A 20,160-nucleotide genomic window follows, 5' to 3' on the forward strand; every position below is an offset into this window, starting at 1 on the left:
CCCGATCGGTGGGAAGTCCTCCGGGCGCGGGTGTTCCGGACGGTCGTTGAGGTTCACGAAGTCGATGAAGGCCGGGACGTCGGATGCTGGAGCGACCACCTCGACTTCGACGCCGAATCGTCCCCGATGCCCTGTCACTCGGCAGCGAACAACCTCGAAAGCACGGATTCCGCTGCTGAGCCAGAGCTGAGTGCCGGTCACAGCTGACCAGCGTAGGAGGGCTCAACCTGGCCGCGCCCGCCATCGTCAGAGTCCTCGCCAGCAGGTCTGCCCCGAGCCGAAGCCCAGTTCCAGCGGCAGTTGCTGCCCCCTGGCCCGCCCCGCGCAAAGGCGGGCCAGGGATGGCGTTCAGCGAAGGCCGACCGCGCGGATGATGGTTTGGTCGACCGTGTTTCCGGCCGAGTCGCTCGCGCTCAGGCGCAGGGAGGCGAAGGCCGCCGCCCGGGGGGCGTTGAACCGGTAGTGCCCGTGTGCGTCCACCGTGAGGGGCGTCCAGGTGGTGCCGTCGTCGTAGGACACCTCGACCCGGGGTGCACCGGGGGTGCCGGCCCCGGCGACGGTGACGTCGACGAGGCCGACGGCGACCGGGGCGCGCTGCTGGACGGTGACCCCGAAGGTCGAGTCGCGGGAGACGAAGCCGGCGTCGTCCGTCCGCACATCAAGGCCGATCTGCAGCAAAGGCAGCAGGTCCCGCCGGCCCGACACCGTCGGCGCGGCGGAGGTGAACTTCCACTGCGTCGTCGTCGAGGACGAGTACGGGCTGTACGACGCGTCGCGCTGGTTCGCGACGACGAGCCGGTACGGCAGGGGCGCCGCGCCGGGCAGGTTGGGGCTCATGACGAGCCCGCTGCTGGTGGAGCCCAACCGGGTGTCGCCCTGGTAGAGGGTGACGCTCTGGGCGGCGTGGGTTCCCCAGGCCAGGGAGTACCCGGCGTGGTCGGCGTTGCCGTAGCCCGGGACGTCGATCCGCATCTGGTTACCCGTCCGCGTCGGGCCGAGGTAGCTGTTGTTGAGGTACGGGCGCTGGACGGGCTTGAACCAGTCCTCGCTCACGACGGCGCCGGGGTGGTAGGACCGCTGGACACTGTTCTCGTACTGCGTCCCGTCGCTGGCCTCCTGGCCCCATGTGTTGGCGCCGTCGGTGCTGACCCAGTCGGTCCGGCGGCTGTTGACCGAAAGCGCTACGTCCTGACCGATGCCCCACTCCGAGTAGACGGGGTAGTCGTACCGCCATTCCTGCGCGTAGGGGGAGGGAGCCGGGCTGTCGAAGTTCTCGTCGATCCGGACGAGGTTGTTCTGCGACGCCTGGACGACCATGTTCTTCGGGAGCTCGTTGTGCCAGGTGTGCATGAGGTCGTAGACGTAGGTCGCGACCGGGTGGGACTGCGCCCGCAGCACCACGCCTGACTGCTGGGCCTGGGCTATGAGCTTGTCGCCCTCGTCGGGGGACAGCAGGCCCACGTCGATGGTGGTCGGGTCCAGCCCGTCGGTCCCGAAGGAGAGCTGCTGGCGTCCGGCCCGGTCGTTGGCGACCAGCAGGAGCGCCGCCCCGGCGTCGGCCGCCGCCTTGGCCTGCGCGACGGGTGTCACCGTGGCGGTGCGTCGTACGACGACCGCCTTGCCGTGGACGTCGATGCCGTCGTAGTCGGCGGCGGCACCGTTGCCGGCGAAGGCCAGGGGGAACGTCCGCGTCCCGGCGGGCAGCGGGGTGACGTTGTCCTGCCGAAGCACGTCGGTGTAGTCGACCCCTCGCGCGGACACGGTGAGCGCGGGCTGTTCCTTGCGCCACCGCGTGCCGAGGTAGAAGTCACCGTGCTTGACGGCGCCTTGAGGCTGGACCCACAGGCTGTCGTACGCCGTGTCCTCGACCTCGAAGTCGAGCCACTGGGACTGGCCGAGCGCCCGGTTGTACTCCAGCCGGAGGTACGTGGGGTCGCCCGGCTGCGGAATCGTTTCGTCGACGCGTCGGATGTGGCCGGCGTCGAGCGTGACCGTGCGGTCCTGGTTGAAGGCGATGTCGGGATCGCCGAGCAGCGCCATGCCTTGCGACCTGGGGCCATGGGCGCCCGGCACGGTCATGAAGCCGAGGGCGGAGTAGTTGTCGTCGGGCGTGTAGAAGGTCGCGCTTCCCTCGACGGGAATCAGCGCAGGCGTCGGGTCGCCGGCCCGCAGCAGCGCCACGGTCGCGGCGCCGGGGTTGCCGGCGGCGTCCTTGACGTTGATGGTCATCTTGTGGGACACCGCCCCGAGCGAGATCGCCGTGTGCGCGAGCACGCCGTCCGGGCCGGAGGCCAGGATCTGGCCGCTGAAGCTGCCCGAGGCACTCGCCGCCGCGGTGGGGTCAATGGTCAGGGTGATGCCGGCGGTGCCGTGAGCGGGCACCGTGACGGAGTCGGCCGAGAGCCGGAAAGTGCCAGCGGGCGCGCCCGGGGCGGAGATCGACAAGGCGAGGGTCACCGTGCTGTCGCCCAGGTTGGTGTACGTCACGGGCCGTTGCACCGGACCCGACTCGCTCTCACCCGCGTACGCCGTGGCAGTGGCGAAGACGGCGGCTCGTGTGGCGGCCGCCGCGTCCACGCGGCCGCTGCCGGCCTCGAAGCTGTTGTAGGCGGGGGTCTGCTTGGAAGTGCTGGTCAGCAGGTCCTTGAGCTGGGCTCCGGTGAGCTCCGGGTGCTCGGCCGCGACAAGGGCCGCGGCACCGGTCACGTGCGGTGTGGCCATCGAGGTGCCGCTCAGCGTCTGGTAGTAGCCCTCACCCTCCGCGGCGTACTGCGACCGGGCGGCCAGGATGTCGACGCCGGGCGCGGTGATCTCCGGCTTGAGAGCGCCGTCGCCGACCCGGGGACCCTGGCTCGAGAAGTAGGCGAGCGAGTCGTTGCTGTCCACCGCACCGACGGTGAGGGCGGCGTCGGCAGCGCCGGGTGAGCCGACGGTGCCGGAGTCGCCGCTGTTGCCCGCGGCGATGACGAAGAGGGCGCCGGTCTGGGCGCTGAGCTGGTTCACGGCCTGGGACAGCGGGTCCGTGCCGTCGGACGGATCGGGGTCCCCGAGGCTCATGTTGATGACCTTGGCGTGCTCGTCGACGGCCGCCCACTGCATGCCGGCCAGCACCTCGGAGTCGCTGCCCTGACCTTCGTTCGACAGGACCTTGCCGATGTGCAGCCGGGCGCCCGGGGCGACGCCCTTCTCGGTGCCGCCCGACGCGGCTCCCGTGCCCGCGATCGTGGAGGCGACGTGGGTTCCGTGGCCGTTGTGGTCCTTGACGTCCTCGCCGGCGATGAAGCTGCGGGTGTCGACGATCCGACCGGCCAGGTCGGGGTGGGAGGTGTCGACGCCCGTGTCGAGGACGGCGACATCGACGCCTTGGCCGGTGTCACCGGTTGCCCAGGCCTGCGGCGCGCCGATCTGCGCGGTCGACTCGGCCAGATCGGCATGCACCGTGCCGTCCAGCCAGATGTGCTTGATGCCCTCCTTGAACGACGGCGTTGTCGCGCCCGGAGCGACGGACGGTGCCGAGGACGACTCAGAGGATGACTCAGAGGAGGATGCCGACGGCGAGGAGGACGCTCCGGTGACGGCCGACCAGAAGTCCTTCACCTGCGCGTGGTCCGCGGTGACGGCGGCACCTCCGACGCTCGCGAGCGTGCGGACCATCGACGAGCCCTTCGGCGCGGGGGTCGCGCGGAACCCGGGCGCCTGCTTTCCGTAGGAGATGATCAGCGGGAGGCTGTCGCGGTGCGCGTTGTCGTAGCCGTCGGCGATGAGGTTCGTGACATCGAAAAGCCGGCGGTCGAGCTCACCGTCGGCAACGTAGGGCATCGCCGAGTCGGGAAAGACGTACAGGTCCCCGGCCGACTCGAGGATTCTCGCTCGAGCGGGCCCGCCGTCCGGCCCCTTGACCGATACCGTGCCGCCCGCGTCGGCGGTGCCGGCCTTCTGGCGCACAGTGACGACGTCGCCCGTGACCAGCGTGACGGTGTGCTCCGCGGGGCCGTCGGCCTGGCTCGCGGCTGAGGGGCTCTGGCCGGGGGTCGCGCCGTATGCCGCGGATGCGGGTCCGGCGACCGCAAGCGGGGTGAGGAGCAATGCCAGAGATGCGGTCGCGGCCGTGGTGAGAGTCCAGCGTTTGCGTGGAGATCTCAAGGAAGATCCTTTCCGTTCGAGCAGGGGGCGGGTGCGGGTGCCACCGGGGGATTGGCCGAACACTGCCATTTGGCGGAGAAGCATCACAAGGCGTTTCGTGGCTGCTCGCTGCCACTTGGCACAACCCCGACAGGTCCGCTACAACGGCCCCATGGAGCTCGCGGTACTTGGACTGACCGCCGATGAGGAGCGGGTCTACGAGGCGCTCGTCGCCCAGCCCGGGGCGACGGCGGCCGCACTGGCCGACCACCTCGAGACCGAGGCAGGCCCGCTCAAGCGGGTCCTCTCCTCGCTCGTCGACAAACACCTCGCGACCCGGAGCGGTCGCCCGATCCGGTATCTGGCCGCTCCGCCGGACATCGCGATCAATCAGCTCGTGCAGACCAGGGAGAAGGAGCTGAGCGCGGCGCGCACCAAGGCGTACGCGCTCTCGGAGATCCACCGGAACGCGAACCGGGTGAGTCCCGAGCTCGCCATCGAACAGCTGACGGACCGCGAGACCATCGCCTCGGCCGTCGCGCTCCTCGAATCCAAGGCCCAGCACCAGGTCCGGGTGTTCGACACCCCGCCCTACTACGAGCCCCCCGAAGGCGAAGGCGCCGCCCGGAGCACCGCGGTGCAGATCGAGCGCCACCAGCGCGACGGGGTCGCTCACCGGGTGATCTACAGTCAGGACGCGCTGACCTGGCCGAAGAAGCTCCAGACGGGCATCCTCCCGGCGATCCGTGGCGGCGAGCAGGCCCGTATGAGGCGCAGCCTGCCGCTCAAGATGATCATCAGGGACGACCAGGACGCCCTCATCCCCTTCGACTTGAGCCGCAGCGGGCTACAGGTCGCCTATCTCGTCCGGCGGTCACCGTTGTTCACCGCCCTCGAGGCACTCTTCGAGGGCGAGTGGACCCAGGCCGTCCCGCTCGATACCGGAGCGGTGGCGCCGTCCGCGCCCGACGGCCGAGCCCGACCGGACGAGGAGACCCAGTCCCTGCTCGCGATGATGATGGCCGGCCTCACCGACACGGCCATCGCTCACGCGAACGGATGGAGCACGCGGACGACCTACCGCCGGCTCCAGGACCTCATGACCGAGCTCGGAGCGTCCACCCGCTTCCAAGCCGGCTGCATCGCAGAAAGACGCGGCTGGCTCTGACCGTTGCCGGGACGTCGAGATGAGCGCCGCCCTGCAGCAGCGCCGCACGCGGTGGCCATTCCTGCTGCGGGCGGGCAGCTGTCACTCGTCGTAGTACTCACAGTCGTCGCCTTGGACGCGCGCCCCAGCACCCCAGCGATCTCCCGCATTTTCTTGAGAAGTAGCTCATCCGGGTGCTTCACCACGATCCGCCCGTCTTGCCAGTCCAACCAGGCGCCGCGCTTGTCCCGTTCGGGGTGAGTAACCATCTGTGCCAGCCACTCGTTCCGGTACTCCAACACCGAGTGCTGGCCTCGCGGAGAGACCCGGGCCACCCCAGCCATCTCCAGGTCGGTGTCGGCAGCGACCACCGCCTCCCATTCCGGCCTGGTGATCTGCCCGCCCTCATCCGCCCACCACGGCGTTCGCCTCGTGATGTGCACGCCATAGCCCATGCCCGCCACAGTAAGGGGCCGCACTGTCGGCCCGAGCCGGAAGCCATGGCGCGATCGCTCTGCGGGCGGACCGCGATGTCAGCCGGTACGGGTGGGGGGTGCGTGACGGCGGTGCGATCGGGCATGCTCTTGCGACTCTGTGGAAACGATTGGACCAATGGGGGGCCGGCCTGCTCGGCGTGGTGCGGCTTTCGTGCGTGGGGAAGTGGGTACCGGGTGCAGGAGAATGAAGGCTTCAGCATAGTGAAGGCGGCGTCGGCGCACGTTTCCGCCATTGCTTCGATCGCGAGATCGCGCAGCCTGGATGCAATTCCGGATGTCGAGGAAGCGAGCCGGAGTGGATTTCTGGTCTCGGGATACGATGAGGCAACGTATCGTGACCGGCTCACGAAGGCCGAGCATTTTTATGTGGCGCTCAGGGGTGGGGACGTAGTCGGCTTCATCCTGGCCTACAGTGATGCGAACCTCGAGAGCGACGAATGGCTCAACCACAGGATAAAGGGAGAGTTCGGCAGCTTCCTCGTCATCAAGCAGGTGTGCGTCGCTCGGCATGCCGCACGCCAGGGCGTCGCTTCACGGCTGTATCGGCACGTCCTGCGGCAGTGGCACGCCAGCCCGGTGATCGCGGCCATCGTGTCGGAGCCGGAGAACGTGGCGTCGATCGCCTTCCATCGGGAGATGGGATTCGAGCCCCTGACCGAGCTCACCCCTCCTGACGGGGTGGCGCGGAAGGTGTGGGTGCGGCGCTCGCACCGCGAGGCAATGCTGCACGCCCAGTACCAGGTGGCCGTCGACTTGTACAAACACGAGGACGTCACCAACTGGAACAAGCTGAACAACTTCTTCTACATCACCGCCGCACTGGCCGCCGCGGCCAGCTTCGCATTCAGCGGCGGTAACGACAACCATCGCTTCTCCGATCAGCTTGCCCTCGTGGTCGCGATCATCGGGTTCGCCTCGTCGCTGGCATTCGCGGAAATGCTGTTGTGGGGCCGCAGGTATTTACTGGCCCGCAAGAATTCGGTGGCCCGCATGGAGCAGTACATCGTCTGGCACGGCGGTCAAAGAGTGGTGGGCCGGGAGCTGTCGGGGCCGCGCCGGGACGGGCTGCGGCAGTCACCGACCGGGATGATCATGATCCTGCTGCCCTTGTTCGTGGGGTTGTGCTGGGTTGCCCTGATCATCGTCATCGCCGTCAAGTAGGTCTCGCGCTCAGCCGCGCCGGGGGCGAGGCGCAGCAGGACAGCGCCCCGCCCCCGACGGGTGGTCAGGCGACGTGCAGGGTCAGGGCCGCGGTGTGGAGGTGGCCCGCGGTCCGGAACTGCAGGAACAGGCGCCAGTTGCCGGATGCGGGCAGTTCGGCGTGGAAGGAGAGGTCCGGGCCGCCATGGTTGCCGACGGCCGGAGTGGTCGGGTGGAGGTGGGCGAAGGCCGTGTCGCCTTCGTGGAAGGCGGTCAGGTGGGCGTAGGTGTCCAGGTAGGGCTGGAGGTCGGTGACGGGCGTGCCGTTCTTGGTGAGGTGGACGGTCAGCAGGTGGGTCATGCCGGCCATGAGTTCGCCGTCGACCGTGACGGTGTATCCGTCGACCTCTGTGGTGCGGGCGGCGGCGGGCAGCGGCGTCCGGGCGGCGGCTCCGGGGACGGTGACGGTCCGGCTCAGGACGAAGTCCGTGCCCTTGCCGGCGCCGCTGTCGGGGATGAAGGAGGCGAACAGCCGCCAGGAGCCGGGGGAGAGGGCCGCGAGGTCGGCGGTCCAGGTGCCGTCTTCGGCCATGGTGGGGTGGACGTGCTGGAAGCCGGTGAGGTCGGACCGGACGACGTAGAAGTGCATCCGCACGGTCTGGTCGAGGGCGAACCCGGTGACCGGTTTGCCGTCCGGGCCGCTGATGGCGAACCGGTACCTGATCGGTCGTGCGGCGCCGACGGCGGCGTCGGGGCCGGTGAACCGGTAACCGTCCTCGGCGTCCGCGAGGCCGTTGCCGGCAGTCATGTGGTCCATACCCGGCATGCCGCCCATCGCGGGGTCGGAGCCGGAGCCCGAGTCGGCGCTCGGCGAAGCGGATGCCGAGGCCGATGCCGTACGGGTCGTGCCGTGGGCCATGCCCGGCATGGAGTGGTCGCTGCCGGAACCGTCGGAGGAGCCGCAGGCGGCCGGGCCCAGTGCGAGAACGGCCGCAAAACCAACGGCTGTCAGGCCGCGTCGGCGCACAGTGGATCGTTGGGTGAACAGCATGGAAGCAGTGGTCTTTCCGTGTGGCGCGCCACAGGCGCGCGCAGTGGTCAAGGGCACTGGGCCGGAACACGGGGCTCACGTCGTTGACGTCCCGAGTCCGGCGCGGCCCCGTCACGTCCGCGCGACGCACACCTGAAGCAGCAGTCTTCGTCCCGTTGGCGGCCCCCGACGGCGCATCGCGGCCAGGCGCCAGGCAAGCACCACCGACCAGGCCGCGAGAGCGGTGAGCGCCGCGGTGCCCAGGAGCGCGGGCACCGGAAGAGGTACGTGCCCCCGCGCCGGAGTGGAAACGCACAGCCCCTCGTGGGGACCGTCGCCCGTCACGACCGCCGTTCGGTCCGCTGCCCCCGTACCGACCGCCGCCGCAGCCGGCCCGGCACCCGCCCCTGCCGCCATCCCCGGCATCGCGGACGCGGACTCGTGATGCTCGCCGTGCACGGTGACGGCGACCATGGGTTCACCGTGGCACCCACCGGCCGCACCGGCCGGCGCGCCGTGCATGAAGAACAGCCCGGCCAGCACCGCGCACACCACAAGTGCCCGGGCGCCGCCTCGCCACCCGGCCCCCACAGCGCCGACCCTCACCGCCGCCCTCCCGCTCCCATGGGCTCCCGTCCGCACGCCCGCACCGCCCCTGACCACCCGTCAGCCACCCTCGATGGCCAGTGAAACCGCCCCCACAATAGTCACTCCTGCCCCCCGCTCCTGCCGCACCCTTGCTCCCGCCATCCGGCCCGAGCCCCGGTTTTCGGCCCCGACCAGCGGGAATGCCGGCCGCACCCGATATTGGTTCACATCAAAACTATTCCCCGAATGCGGCCCGCCTATATCACGCGGACCCGGCCGGCGATCCCGGCGATTCTGCGACATCCGGGCGGAATCAGTGGTTCCGCTGGTTTTGGCGGGAACTCTACGCGCGTATGACACCCGGCTGGACAATGGATTACCTGAACTGGGCATTCTTCGAGAAGGGGCGGCGCGCTCGTGCCGGGCACAGTGGCACCGGAGTCCTGAGAGCCGAGCGCCGGGTGGTTCCGGCCCGGCGCGGGACGGGGGAACTTCGTTTATCCTCGCCGCTGTCCGGCCGGTTGGAACGCCTTGCCGTCCGAAGGCCGGGAGCAGCCCGTCCCGGCGTAGGCCAGGGCCCGGTGGCAGCGAAGTGGGGAGGAACGAAGGATGGTCACGAAGCTGTACGGCACGGAAAGACTCATGGCGGCCGAGCGGTTCACCGCCTGGCAGGAGATGTGTTCGCAGTCGGCGGTGCCGCTGGCCCTGAAGGCGGAGCATCCGTCCTCGTTCAGCGCGGAGTCAGGGAACGCGGAACTGGGCTCGGCGGTGCTGCAGACCCTCAGGTTCAGCTCGCACCGGGCGAGCCGGACCCCGGCGCTCATCCGGCGCAGCGATCCGGAGGCGTGCGCGGCGGTACTCGTGGTCCGGGGCACCCTGGGCGTCGAGCAGGCGGGCACCTCCTCGATGGTGCCCGAGGGCGACCTGGTGCTCTACGACAGTTCGTACCCGTTCTCCTTCCAGGCCGGGGACGGCCCGGGGCTCACGGAGGTGCTGCTCGTACGGGTCCCCAAGCGGCTGCTGCCGGCCCGTAACGAACGGCTGAAACGGCTGGTGGCATGCCGGCTGTCCGGCAGCCGGGGGTTCGGCGCCCTCACCGCGCAGACCATGGCCGCGGCCCGCCGGCAGATGCAGTACTGCTCGGTCGCCGACGCGGCCCGGCTCGGCGTGGTCCTCACCGACCTGGTGTCGGCCCTGATCGGGCACCACCTGGACGAGCCGGGCGGCCCGCCGACCGCCGAGTCCGGCACCGACATGGTGCTGCTGGCCATCGAGAACTTCATCGCCCAGCACCTGCACGATCCTGAGCTCGGGCCCGGGATGGTGGCGAGCGCGCACCACATCTCGGTGCGCTACCTGCACCACCTCTTCGAGCGGCGGGACACCACCGTCGCCGCGTACATCCGCCGCCAGCGGCTCGAGATGGTCCGGCGGGACCTCGCCGACCCCGCCTGCGGCGACGTGCCGATCCACGCCGTGGCCAGGCGCTGGGGATTCCCCGACCAGGCCGCCCTCAGCCGGGCCTTCCGCGGGACCTACGGGGAAACGCCCCGCGACTACCGCAAGTCCGTGCTCCGGCCGGGCGAAACCGCCGGGTGGAGCGCGGGGGTCTGAGCCGGCCCCCCGTACGCGTCCGGCCGCGGCCGATCGCCGCCTCCCCACGGCCGGGCGCCCTCACCGAGCACGACGCGCCGGCGGGCGCTCAGCCCTCGCGCAGCATGGCCGCCGCGTGCTCACCGATCATCACCACGGTGAGGTGGGTGTTCGCGCACACCATGGCCGGCATGACCGAGGCGTCCGCGACGTAGAGGTTGTCCACGCCGCGCACCTTGCACCGCTGGTCCACGACCGCGCCCGGGTCGCCGTCGGGACCCATCCGTGCCGTGCCCACCGCGTTGTACGCGCTGTCCGCGTAGTCGGTGACGTAGCGCCGCAGCGCCTCCGGTGAATCGATCGTGTCCTCGTCGAGCCCCAGCACGTCCTGGCCGTAGTCGCGGATCTTCGGCGACTGGGTGAACTCCCAGCAGCCCCGCACCGCCTCGGCCATGACCGCGTAGTCCCGCTCGTCGGAGAAGTAGCCCAGGTCGATGGTGGGCGCGACGCGCGGATCGGCCGAGGCGAGGGTGATCCGGCCGCGCGAGTGCACCCGGCGGATCAGCGCCATGACGCCGAAGACGGACTCCGCGGACGTCGTCCCGCGCAGCCCGGCGAAGTGGTTCTTCAGGTCGATCCGGTTGACCATGATGTAGTACAGGTCGTTGAAGCGGCCGGGCGTGCCCTCGGCCTGCGACGTGGTGCGCACCACGACCTGTCCGGGTGGACTGCCCTGGTTCTCGGCCCCGGGTCTTGGAGTGAGGAACACGCCGATCCGCGGCTGGTCGGTCAGCCCCGCGCCGACTCCCGGCAGGTCGGCCTCGACACCGATGCCCAGCTCCCGCAGGTGCTCGGCCGGCCCGACGCCGGAGCGCAGCAGGATCGACGGGGAACCGACGACGCCGGCGGCCAGCACCACCCGCCGGGCCCGCATCTGCTGCCAGCCCGACCCGATGGAGAGCCGCACGCCGTACGCCTTCCCGTCCCGGAACAGGACTCTGTCGACGACCGTGCCGGAGAGGATCTCCAGATTGGCGCGGCCGCGGGCCGGCCACAGGTAGCCCATCGCGGTGGAGACGCGGACCCGGGTGTCCTGGCGGTGCAGCGGGTTGGGGCCGACGCCGGTGGAGTCCGGGTGGTTGTGGTCCGGCACGTCGGGCAGGCCGGACGCCAGGCAGGCGCTGTAGAACGCCTCCTGGACCGGCGTCAGCTCCTCGTCGCGCCAGCGCCGGACGGGCACCGGGCCGCCGCGCCCGTGGAATCTCCGGTGGCCGAAGTCCAGGTCGTCCTCCAGCGCGACATAGCGCGGCAGGACGTCCTCCCAGGACCACAGCGGATTTCCGAGTTCCGCCCATTCCGTGAAATCCTGCCGGGTGCCGCGGACCGCCGCCGTCAGGTTGATGGCGGAAGACCCGCCGGTAACCCGACCCTGGAGAAAGGGAATGGACCGGTCGGCGGTTATCCGGGCCGAATAGCCCCAACTGTGCTGGACCGAGATGACGTTGCCGTCGAGGATGTCCGGGGGAGTGGCGGTCGCCCCACCGTAGTGCGGGCCCGCCTCCACCAGAAGGACCCGGCGAGCCGGATCCTCACTGAGTCGCGAGGCCAGTACCGAGCCCGCGCTTCCACCCCCAATAACGATGTCGTCGTAAAAGCTTTCGCCCACCGTCCTGCTCCTCCCCGTGCGCGGCCTTTTCGGCATCGGGCGCAGCGCCCGATATGCAGAGTGTGCCTGCGCTGCCCGGAAGGTTCTTGGCAGGGAGTGCGAGCTTCTTGGCAATCAGTGAAACTTTCGCGGTGCACAAGGCGCACGCCGGTTGCGTAACGGAACAACAATCACAACCGCACCAGGAATTCGCGAACGGTCACCGAACGGGCCGGAGGGGACGTCCCGGTCAGGCCCTCGTGTCCGCCCAGCCCGTCCGCCGGCCGGTCAGGACCGCGTGCCCGCCGCCTTCGCCTCGGCCTCCCGGCGCGCCCGGGCCTCGGCCCGGCGGACCTTGGCGCGGGCGCGTTCGGCGTTGTAGTGGGCGCCGATGAGCAGCGCCAGGTTGGTGAACCACAGCCACACCAGGAAGGCCACCGAGCCCGCCAGCGGCCCGTAGAGCCGGTGGTACGTGCCCATGCGCGCGGTGTACGTCGCGAAGCCCGCCGAGGCGAGCAGCCACAGGCCCACCGCCACCGCGCCGCCGGGCGCGGTGGTCCGCAGCGACCGGGCGCCGCGCGGGCCGGACCGGAACAGCACCAGCACCGATACGGCGGCCACGACCACCAGCAGCGGCCAGCGCAGCCCGCGCCACGCGGTCACCAGCGGGCCGCTCAGGTGCAGCAACGTGCCGGCGTGGTGGGCCAGTTCACCGCTGACCACCACGCACAGCGTGCTGCACACCATCAGGACCAGCAGCATCAGCGCGGTCAGCAGGACCCGCGGCGCGGCCCGCCAGGCCGGACGGTGATCGTCCCCGCCGTGGATACGGTGCAGCGCCCGCCGGAAGACCGCCGCGTAGCTGCTCGCGGCCCAGACCGCGCCCGCGGCACTCACCGCGGCGATCGACGTGGTCGTCGAGGTGTCCTTGGCCATCTGCCGCAGGGTGTCGGCGACCAAGGGCCGGGACTGGCCCGGCAGCAGCGCCGCCAGCCCGGCGGCCGGCACGCCGCTCGCGTCGCGGGTGCCGGTCAGGCCCACCAGCGAGACGGTCAGCAGCAGCGCCGGGAACAGCGCCAGCACCGCGTAGTAGGTGAGCGCGGCGGCCCGTTCCGTCGCGTCCTTGTCCCAGGCCGAGACCACGGCCCTGCCCAGGGTCCAGACGAAGCCGAACACCGCCGCCGCGCCCTGCCCCGCCCGCCGGTGCGGGGCCGTCCTGCCGGACTTCTCCCGCGCCCGGTCCGCCGCACCGCTGTCCGTCGTCACCGCTGTCCCTTCTCCCGGCTCTGGCGGCCGATCCTCTTCCTGCCGATCGGCACACTCCCCGCGAGGCGTCTGCCCGGTCCGCGCCCGGTTCAGCCCGCAGCGATCGATACCGGCCAATACCCGCTCCCGCGCGACCGATTCGAGCCACCGCGGCCGGCCCGGCAGGTGGGTCCGGCCGCCGCCGGGGCAGCCGAGGCCCCAGGAGGTGTGTCATGAGCGTGCAGAACACGACGGTCCGCCGTACACCGTGGTGGGCCCGGATCGCCCTGGTGGTCGTGGTCCTGGCCCTGTTGTTCTTCCTGCTGGGCCGCGCGAACCTGCTGCCCGGGCTGCCCAATCCCTTCGCCGAGCGGACCAAGGACCGCAGCGGCCCGGTGCTGCTCAAGTCGATCCAGGACATGAGCCGTTACGAGGGCGCCAGCGGCAATTTCGAGGTCGTCGTCGACCTCCAGAAGGACGCCAAGTACCTGCCCGACATCGTGCACGGCCGCCGCACCTTGTACGTGGGCGCCGGCAGCGTCAACGCCTACGTGGACCTGGGCTCGGTCGGCGCCGACGCCGTGCAGGTTTCCAAGGACCGCAAGACCGCGACCGTCCGCCTGCCGCACGCGGCCCTGGAACGCCCGTCCCTCGACCCCAAGCACTCCTACGTCGTCTCGCAGCAGCGCGGCTTCTTCGACCGCGTCGGCGACTTCTTCGGCAACGACACCGGCAGCGTGCAGCAGCTCAACGTCCTCGCGTCGCGCAAGATCGAGGACGCGGCCCAGCAGACCGAACTGGCCGGCCGCGCCGAGACCAACACCCGCTCCATGCTCGAACGCCTGCTGACCTCGCTGGGCTTCACGCAGGTGACCGTCACCTTCGGCCCGCCCCCCTCCTCGTCCCCGTCCGCCTCGCCCTCCGCTTCCGCTTCTCCCAGCCACACCTGACGGCCCGTCGGAGCGGCACGCAGGCCGTCGCCGCCTGACGTGAGCCGAACTGGTGTGCGTCAAGGCGGGGTTCCGGGGCATCCGCCCTGACGAGGGGCGCACGCGCGGCGCCCGACACCGAGTGGCCGGCCCGAGCGGGCCGGCCACATCACCCTTGGAGGCATGGGCATGCTGGCTGCCGTGGGCGCCGTCGTCTTCGCGATCGCGTACCTGATCAACGTCACGAACACGTCCACCGACGCGGCGTTCACGCCGCAGGCCCTGACGATCGCCGGGCTGTGCTTCGTGGCCCTGCACCTGGCGGGCTTCGGCGCCGGCTGGTCGTACCCGGCCGGACGGCGCCGCCGCCGCTGAGCCCGGACCGCCCGGCGCGGCGACGGCCTCGACCCCGGCGGTCCCGGCGGTCAGCCGCTCGCGGGTGTCTCTTCCTCCTCCTGCTGGGTCCGCAGGTAGAGCACGAGGAAGAGCACGCGCAGCAGGTCCTCCGGGAGGAACGGGTAGTCGGCGGGCAGTTCGGCCCGGCGCGGCCGGCTGCCGAGCCGGTCGTACACCAGGGTCAGCGGTCCTATGGTGCGTACCCGGCTGCCGAAGCGGTCGTACCCCACCTCGTACGGCCCCACGTGGGTGAGCTGGCGGCTGAACCCGGTGTACTCCAGCGTCAGGTCGCCCAGCGTCGCCGGCAGACCGCTCTTGCGCCCGTAGTCGAGTTCGCTGTCACCGATGCTGCGCAGCCGGATGCCGAGTTCGTCGTACTCCAGCGCCCAGTCCCCGAGCGTACGCGCCCTGCGGCCCAGCCGGTCGTACGTGATCGTGGCGCCGCCGATGGCACGCAGCCGCCCGCCGAGCCTGTCGTACTCGAGTTCGACGTCCATGCGACCCCTCTTTTTCCGGCCTCTGCGATCTCCACCCCTGCCGCCGGAGGTCATACCCACCGGGCACCGGGAAAACGACGCCAGCTTCCCGGTCGGCGGACGCGGCCGGGGGTTCTCACGGCAGTAGGGCAATCGGAAGGAAATGGCGGACGCGGCGCGGCGGTCGACTCGACCCCGCGGCGAACCCGCTGCGGATCGCGCGAGTTGGTACAGTCCGGACCATGCCCGCTTCCTCCTCGCGCGACTCCCTGGCCGGCGCCGGCTGGCAGGACCAGGAACCCGGAAATTATCGGGAGTTGATGCCGAAACGGGTGAAGAACCTTTTCTGGCTGAACCCGTCGACGCTGTGGAAGGCCCGCAACGGGCCGCTCGCCTCGATGTTCGGCGACCCGACCGGCGAGACCCGCGGCCGCTGGGTCCGCGCGCAGATCGAGCGCGGCGCGACGGACGAGGACCTGATCGTCCGGCGGGACGACCCGGACACCTTCTCCTTCCTGCTCATCGGCGACACGGGGGAGGGCGACGACCCGCAGTACGCGGTGGTGCCCGGGCTGCTCCAGGCCGGCGCCGGCACCCGGTACGCGGTGCTGTGCAGCGACGTGCTCTACCCGGTGGGACACGCGAACGAGTACGGCACCAAGTACTTCCGGCCGTACCGCGACTATCCGGCACCCATATATCCGATACCGGGCAACCACGACTGGTACGACGGACTCGTCGGCTTCATGCGGGTGTTCTGCCGCGCTCCCGCGCTGCCGACCTCTCCCCGGCCCCGCCCGCTGTCCAGGGCGTGGTGGCGCGGCCTGCTCTGGGCGGCCCCCGACGTGCCCGACGACGCCCTGCTCGACGAGGCCCGGCGGATGCGGCCCGCGCCGCAGCAGCAGGACGCGGTCCCGGCACCGTACTGGGCGATGGACACCGGCCCGCTGCGCATCATCGGCATCGACACCGGCCTGCTCGGCGACATCGACCGCGAACAGGGTGCCTGGCTGCGCCGAGTGGCCCAGGGGCCGCGCCCGAAGATCCTGGTCACCGGCTCGCCCATCTACGTGGACGGCGAACACCACCCCTGCGCGATCGAGGGCGGCGGCACCGTGGACGAGATCGTCCGCGACCCCGCGCACCACTTCGTCGCGGCGATCGGCGGGGACATCCACAACTACCAGCACTATCCGGTCGACGTGGACGGCCGCCGGATCGAGTACGTGGTCTCCGGCGGTGGCGGCGCCTTCATGCACGCCACCCACACCATCCCGCGGGTCGCGGTCGGCGGCGTCACCGAGGACGACTTCCGCTGCTACCCGATGCGCGGCGACTCGCTGGTCTTCTACAGCCGCCTCTACGGCCGGCGGCTGCGGCTGCGCCGGCTGTTCGACCTGACCCCGGACGAGGCGGCCGCGGTCGTCGCGGCCCGCCTCGGCACCACCCCGGTACGCACCTCCAGCGCGCGAGTCACGCTTCGTACCCGGTTCGTGGCGTCCGTACTGGGCGTGGCGTCCCGGCCCGGCCGCACCCGCCGGATGCGGTTGCCGGTGCGCAAGACCCTCACCCACGTGCTCTCGCCCGGGTCGGCCACTTACAGTCCGCCGTTCTTCAAGAACTTCCTGCGCCTGGATGTCAGCCCCACCGGAATACGGGTACGGTGCTTCGCCGCCACGGGTCTGCGCGCCCAGGAGCTGGACCCGCCGGTGGAGGACGAGTTCACCATCCACCTCACCGACGCCACGGCCGGCGACCGGGCCCACGCGGACACCGACACGGACATGGACGCCGACACCGACACCGACTGACGCGGGTCCCCGGCGCCGGGGAGCACCCGGCGCCCGCGGGCGTCAGCCGGTCGCCATGACCGTCAGCCGGTGCCGGCCGGTGTCAGCCGTGCTCCGCCAGGACGGCGCGGAATTCCTCGCTCGTGGTCAGCAGGGCGTCCCCGGCGAACCGCAGCGCGTCCAGCGAGCGTTCGCCGGCCGCCGGGTCGCCGGCCCCGCAGGCGTCCGTGACCAGGACCGGGACGTAGCCGAGGTCGGCCGCGTGCCGCGCCGTCGGTTCGATGCCGATCTCCGTGGCCACGCCGACGACGGCGACCGTGGTGACACCGCAGTCGCGCAGGGCGATGTCCAGCCAGGTGCCCTCGAACGCGGACATGGTGATCTTGTCCACCACCGCCTCGCGCTCGGTGGGCCGCAGTTCGGGCACGATCTGTGTCTGCTCGGCGTCCGGCGGGAACGCGGAGACCACGTCGGCGGCCCGCTCGGCCCGCTGCCAGGCCCGCCACATCCGCAGCTGGGCGACGCCCATCAACTCCGCCGGGAGGGTGACGTGCCGCAGGAAGAAGGTCCTGACCCCGGCGGCGCGGGCCGCCTCCAGCACGTCGCCGACCCGTTCGACGACCCGCTCCCGGTCCTCGATCTGGTTCAGTACGCCGACCTGCATGTCGTACACCAACAGGGCCAGCCGCCGCGGGTCGCACGCCTCCCGCAGCGAATGCGGGACGGTCAGACCGTTTCGCTCATCCACGAAGGCGACGCTACCGGGCGCCACCCTCCGCCCGAAGCACCGGGCGGCCCGGCGCGCACCGGCGGGCCGTCACCGGCGCGCCCGCGGCCCCCGGCTTCACATCGGATCCCTCGTCAGCCCCGCCCACAGAGTCAGGAACGCCCGCAGCGGCGCGCCCGGCTGCGGGTCGCGTCGCCACACGAGCAGCTTCTCGTAGGAGATCTCGGGCACGACGGGCACGCGGACGACCGACGTCGCGTACCGCACCGAGGGATCGGAGCCGGCCGACAACGCGATTCCCACGCCCTCTCCGGCGAGAGCGACCTGCAACGCCACGTCATTGGTCGAATACGAGGCGACGAGTTCGGTACCCGCGCGGCGGAATGCCGCCGAGATGAGCGCGTGCAATCCGCTGTGCGTGTCGTAGGTGATGAGCTGTTCCGCGGCGATCTGTTCGGGGGTGATTTCGCCGGCCTCCGCCCAGCGTGAATTCACGCCCACCAGGGCGACAATTCGATCGCCCAGTACGCGCAGCCAGGAGAAGTCCGCGGGCAGCGGTTCGAGTGGCCGGGCGACGATCGCCGCGTCCAGTCGGCCCTGCTGGACCTGTGCCAGCAGCGGCACGCTGGTGCCGCCGCCGAGGCTGACAGCCACGGCCGGATGCCGCTCGTGGAACGCCCGCAGCACGACGGGCAACGCCGTCTCCTCGACGCCGTCCACCGTGGCCAGCGCCAACTCGCCCTTGAGCAGCCCGGCGCGCTCCTCGAACTCCTCACGCGCGGCCGACGCGGCGCCCAGACACGCCCGGGCGTGCGGCAGCAGCGCCACACCGCCCGGCGAGAGCGTCACCCGCCGCGAATCCCGGCCGAAAAGCTGCTCCCCGAGTTCTTTCTCCAGTCCGGCAATGTGGTGGGAAATCGTCGGCTGTGCGACGTGGCACCGCGTCGCCGCTTTGGTGAACGACATCTCCTCGGCCACCGCGACAAAGTATTCCAGTGCTCTGAGTTCCATGCGGCGGCTCCGATCGGAAGGCGCTATTGCTGCTGAAGAAAACGTCTATTGGACATGTCGGAGGCCGTCTGTTTGGCTGGGCCGTGACACAGCAGAGGCCAAATATACGGAAAGGATGGCCGTCATGCCGGACCGCACACTCTCGCACGCGGTGTTCACCGCGCCCATGGACGTGCCCATCGAAAAGGTCGACATCGCCGACTGGCTGTTCCACCTGCCGTCCCCCGAGTACCAGCGCTGCGCGCCGCCCGACCACATCGCCGCGGGCGCGACCACCACCGACGACGGCCGGCCGATGTCCATCAACGTCGAGACGATCGGCGACAGCCTCGTCGTCCAGAGTTACGTCGGCGAGGTGACCACCCCCACGTACTGCCGCATGGTCTCGCAGTCCGACACCTTCACCCCACGCGGCCGCACCAAGGTCCAGGTCGTGTGGGAGCTGAGCGCCACCCGGGTGGACGACACCACCAGTGAGTACCGGAACGTGGTGACCGCGACGGCCACCGACGAATTCCTCACCTCCATCGCCGAACACGGCGTCAGTTTCGAGGAAGCGGCGAAGGCCAGGTCGGCGGCCTCCACCGACCATTGCAGCCGCGAGACCCCGCTCTACGCCAGGAGCACCGCCGCGCACGCCCGCGCTCGCGCCTGACACTCGCGCCGCAGGTGCGCGCCGTGCGCCCGGGACGGCCGGGAGATGGTCCGTGAGCCGAGCCGCACCGGGCACACTGGTACGGCCGGTGCCGCGGGGCGCCGGGGCGGCGGGGCCGGACGGGTGGGGCATGGTGGCAGGGGCGGTGGGGGCGGGCGGCCGGTGGCCGCGAATGTCGGGGCACGCGGAGACGCTGCGCCCCTACGACCTGGTGGTCGCCGCGCTGGTGACCGCCGTCGGCGCGGTGCTGGCGGCGCCCGCGCCGGGCCTCGGACGGGTGCTCGGCGCCGCCGCGGCGGGGCTGGTGGCCTGCGCCGGCGCCCTGTACGGCGACGACTTCCTCACCCGCGCGGGGGACATCGAGACCAAGCCGTACCGGCCGATCCCCTCCGGCCGGTTGCGCCCGGGGACCGCGGCCGGCTGCGCGGTCGCCCTGTGGCTGGCCGCGGTGGTCGCCGCCGCCGTGGTCAACTGGCGCAGCCTGCTCTTCGTCGCGATCGCCGCCGCCGTCCACTACGCCTACGCGCGCCGGCTGAAGGACCGCGGCCTGTGGGGGGACCTGGCGGTCGGCGCCTCCGGGTGGACCTGTCCGCTGCTGGCCGGGGCCTGCTTCACCGCGTCCTGGCCGCCGCCGCACCTGGCCGTGCCCGCGCTCGCGCTCGGCCTGCAGGGCACGTTCAGCAACCTGCTGCTGGCCCTGGCCGACCTGCCGTACGACCGGCGCGCGGGCAGCGGCACCCTCCCGGTCCGACGCGGCCCCCGCCTCGCGGTGCGGGTCCTGGCCGCGCTGGCCGTCGCCGGCTGGACCGCCGCCTGCCTGACCCCCCTCGCCGCCGGGCACCGGCCCACGGCCGCCTTCGTCGTCCTCATGGCCGCGGCCGCCGTCCTGTCCGCCGCATGTCTGGCCGAACTGCGCGCCCGGCCCGGCCGTCAGCCGCGCCCCGAACGGGCCATCGGCCGCCACCTGTACGAGCGACTCGCCCTGCCCGGTGCGCTGTGGGCCCTGAGCGGCCAAGCGGTGGCCGCGGCGACGGTCACCGCGGCCGCCGCCCTGGTCGTACGCCTGGCGCCGCGCCCCATGCTCGACCCGGGACCGCCCCACCCGGGACCGGTGCAGGAGGCCCCGGCGACCCCGTGACGTCCGCGGCTGTCCGGGCCGTCGCGGCGCC

At 71.4% G+C, this 20,160-nt stretch carries 16 protein-coding genes; 8 read left to right on the forward strand and 8 right to left on the reverse strand.

What is annotated here, in order from left to right; genetic code table 11:
• Window positions 1-348 precede the first annotated feature (348 nt).
• Window positions 349-4,143 (reverse strand): S8 family serine peptidase, encoded by a 3,795-nt coding sequence (locus ITX44_RS07595; protein ID WP_236060168.1) that lies wholly within the window; start codon window positions 4,141-4,143, stop codon window positions 349-351.
• 151 nt (window positions 4,144-4,294) lie between these two features.
• On the opposite strand from ITX44_RS07595, the gene ITX44_RS07600 reads away from it, so the two are divergent.
• Complete coding sequence (locus ITX44_RS07600; RefSeq protein WP_205356244.1) at window positions 4,295-5,290, forward strand: helix-turn-helix domain-containing protein; 996 nt, start codon at window positions 4,295-4,297, stop codon at window positions 5,288-5,290.
• 650 nt (window positions 5,291-5,940) lie between these two features.
• Window positions 5,941-6,927 (forward strand): GNAT family N-acetyltransferase, encoded by a 987-nt coding sequence (locus ITX44_RS07605; protein WP_307795147.1) that lies wholly within the window; start codon window positions 5,941-5,943, stop codon window positions 6,925-6,927.
• A gap of 64 nt (window positions 6,928-6,991) precedes the next feature.
• Here ITX44_RS07605 and ITX44_RS07610 read toward each other — a convergent pair whose 3' ends face one another.
• Window positions 6,992-7,957 (reverse strand): DUF8832 domain-containing protein, encoded by a 966-nt coding sequence (locus ITX44_RS07610; protein ID WP_205356245.1) that lies wholly within the window; start codon window positions 7,955-7,957, stop codon window positions 6,992-6,994.
• 111 nt (window positions 7,958-8,068) lie between these two features.
• Window positions 8,069-8,542: a hypothetical protein gene (locus ITX44_RS07615; protein ID WP_307795148.1), complete on the reverse strand. Its 474-nt coding sequence runs from the start codon at window positions 8,540-8,542 to the stop codon at window positions 8,069-8,071.
• A gap of 591 nt (window positions 8,543-9,133) precedes the next feature.
• On the opposite strand from ITX44_RS07615, the gene ITX44_RS07620 reads away from it, so the two are divergent.
• Window positions 9,134-10,138, forward strand: a complete 1,005-nt coding sequence (locus ITX44_RS07620) for a helix-turn-helix domain-containing protein (RefSeq protein ID WP_205356246.1) — start codon at window positions 9,134-9,136, stop codon at window positions 10,136-10,138.
• A gap of 88 nt (window positions 10,139-10,226) precedes the next feature.
• Here ITX44_RS07620 and ITX44_RS07625 read toward each other — a convergent pair whose 3' ends face one another.
• Both ITX44_RS07625 and ITX44_RS07630 read right to left on the reverse strand, forming a co-directional pair.
• Entirely contained in the window at window positions 10,227-11,783 is a 1,557-nt protein-coding gene (locus tag ITX44_RS07625) for a GMC family oxidoreductase (protein ID WP_307795149.1), read from the reverse strand.
• Window positions 11,784-12,050: 267 nt separating this feature from the next.
• On the reverse strand, window positions 12,051-13,028 hold the full coding sequence (locus tag ITX44_RS07630) for a YihY/virulence factor BrkB family protein (protein ID WP_307795150.1): 978 nt from the start codon (window positions 13,026-13,028) through the stop codon (window positions 12,051-12,053).
• A 212-nt stretch (window positions 13,029-13,240) separates the two neighbouring features.
• Here ITX44_RS07630 and ITX44_RS07635 point away from each other — a divergent pair, with 212 nt between their 5' ends.
• A complete protein-coding gene (locus ITX44_RS07635; protein ID WP_205356248.1) occupies window positions 13,241-13,957 on the forward strand; it encodes a DUF4230 domain-containing protein in 717 nt (238 codons plus the stop codon).
• A 162-nt stretch (window positions 13,958-14,119) separates the two neighbouring features.
• Window positions 14,120-14,311: a hypothetical protein gene (locus tag ITX44_RS07640; RefSeq protein ID WP_307795151.1), complete on the forward strand. Its 192-nt coding sequence runs from the start codon at window positions 14,120-14,122 to the stop codon at window positions 14,309-14,311.
• A 50-nt stretch (window positions 14,312-14,361) separates the two neighbouring features.
• On the opposite strand, the gene ITX44_RS07645 is transcribed toward ITX44_RS07640, so the two are convergent.
• Window positions 14,362-14,829 carry a hypothetical protein gene (locus ITX44_RS07645; RefSeq protein ID WP_205356249.1) on the reverse strand — a complete coding sequence of 156 codons (468 nt, stop codon included), beginning with the start codon at window positions 14,827-14,829 and terminating at the stop codon, window positions 14,362-14,364.
• A 221-nt stretch (window positions 14,830-15,050) separates the two neighbouring features.
• On the opposite strand from ITX44_RS07645, the gene ITX44_RS07650 reads away from it, so the two are divergent.
• On the forward strand, window positions 15,051-16,619 hold the full coding sequence (locus ITX44_RS07650; RefSeq protein ID WP_205356250.1) for a metallophosphoesterase family protein: 1,569 nt from the start codon (window positions 15,051-15,053) through the stop codon (window positions 16,617-16,619).
• Between the two features lie 82 nt (window positions 16,620-16,701).
• On the opposite strand, the gene ITX44_RS07655 is transcribed toward ITX44_RS07650, so the two are convergent.
• Window positions 16,702-17,346, reverse strand: a complete 645-nt coding sequence (locus ITX44_RS07655; RefSeq protein ID WP_205356251.1) for a cysteine hydrolase family protein — start codon at window positions 17,344-17,346, stop codon at window positions 16,702-16,704.
• A 96-nt stretch (window positions 17,347-17,442) separates the two neighbouring features.
• Window positions 17,443-18,336, reverse strand: coding sequence for a LysR family transcriptional regulator (locus ITX44_RS07660; protein ID WP_205356252.1), 894 nt, complete (start codon window positions 18,334-18,336; stop codon window positions 17,443-17,445).
• Window positions 18,337-18,460: 124 nt separating this feature from the next.
• Between ITX44_RS07660 and ITX44_RS07665 the strand changes: the two genes are divergently transcribed.
• Together ITX44_RS07665 and ITX44_RS07670 are read left to right on the forward strand one after the other, a co-directional pair.
• On the forward strand, window positions 18,461-18,991 hold the full coding sequence (locus tag ITX44_RS07665; RefSeq protein ID WP_236060169.1) for a hypothetical protein: 531 nt from the start codon (window positions 18,461-18,463) through the stop codon (window positions 18,989-18,991).
• Between the two features lie 172 nt (window positions 18,992-19,163).
• Window positions 19,164-20,129 (forward strand): UbiA family prenyltransferase, encoded by a 966-nt coding sequence (locus tag ITX44_RS07670; protein ID WP_205356254.1) that lies wholly within the window; start codon window positions 19,164-19,166, stop codon window positions 20,127-20,129.
• The last annotated feature ends 31 nt before the right edge of the window (window positions 20,130-20,160 follow it).

Source organism: Actinacidiphila acididurans, from assembly GCF_016918855.1.
In the GTDB taxonomy this organism is placed as follows: domain Bacteria; phylum Actinomycetota; class Actinomycetes; order Streptomycetales; family Streptomycetaceae; genus Actinacidiphila; species Actinacidiphila acididurans.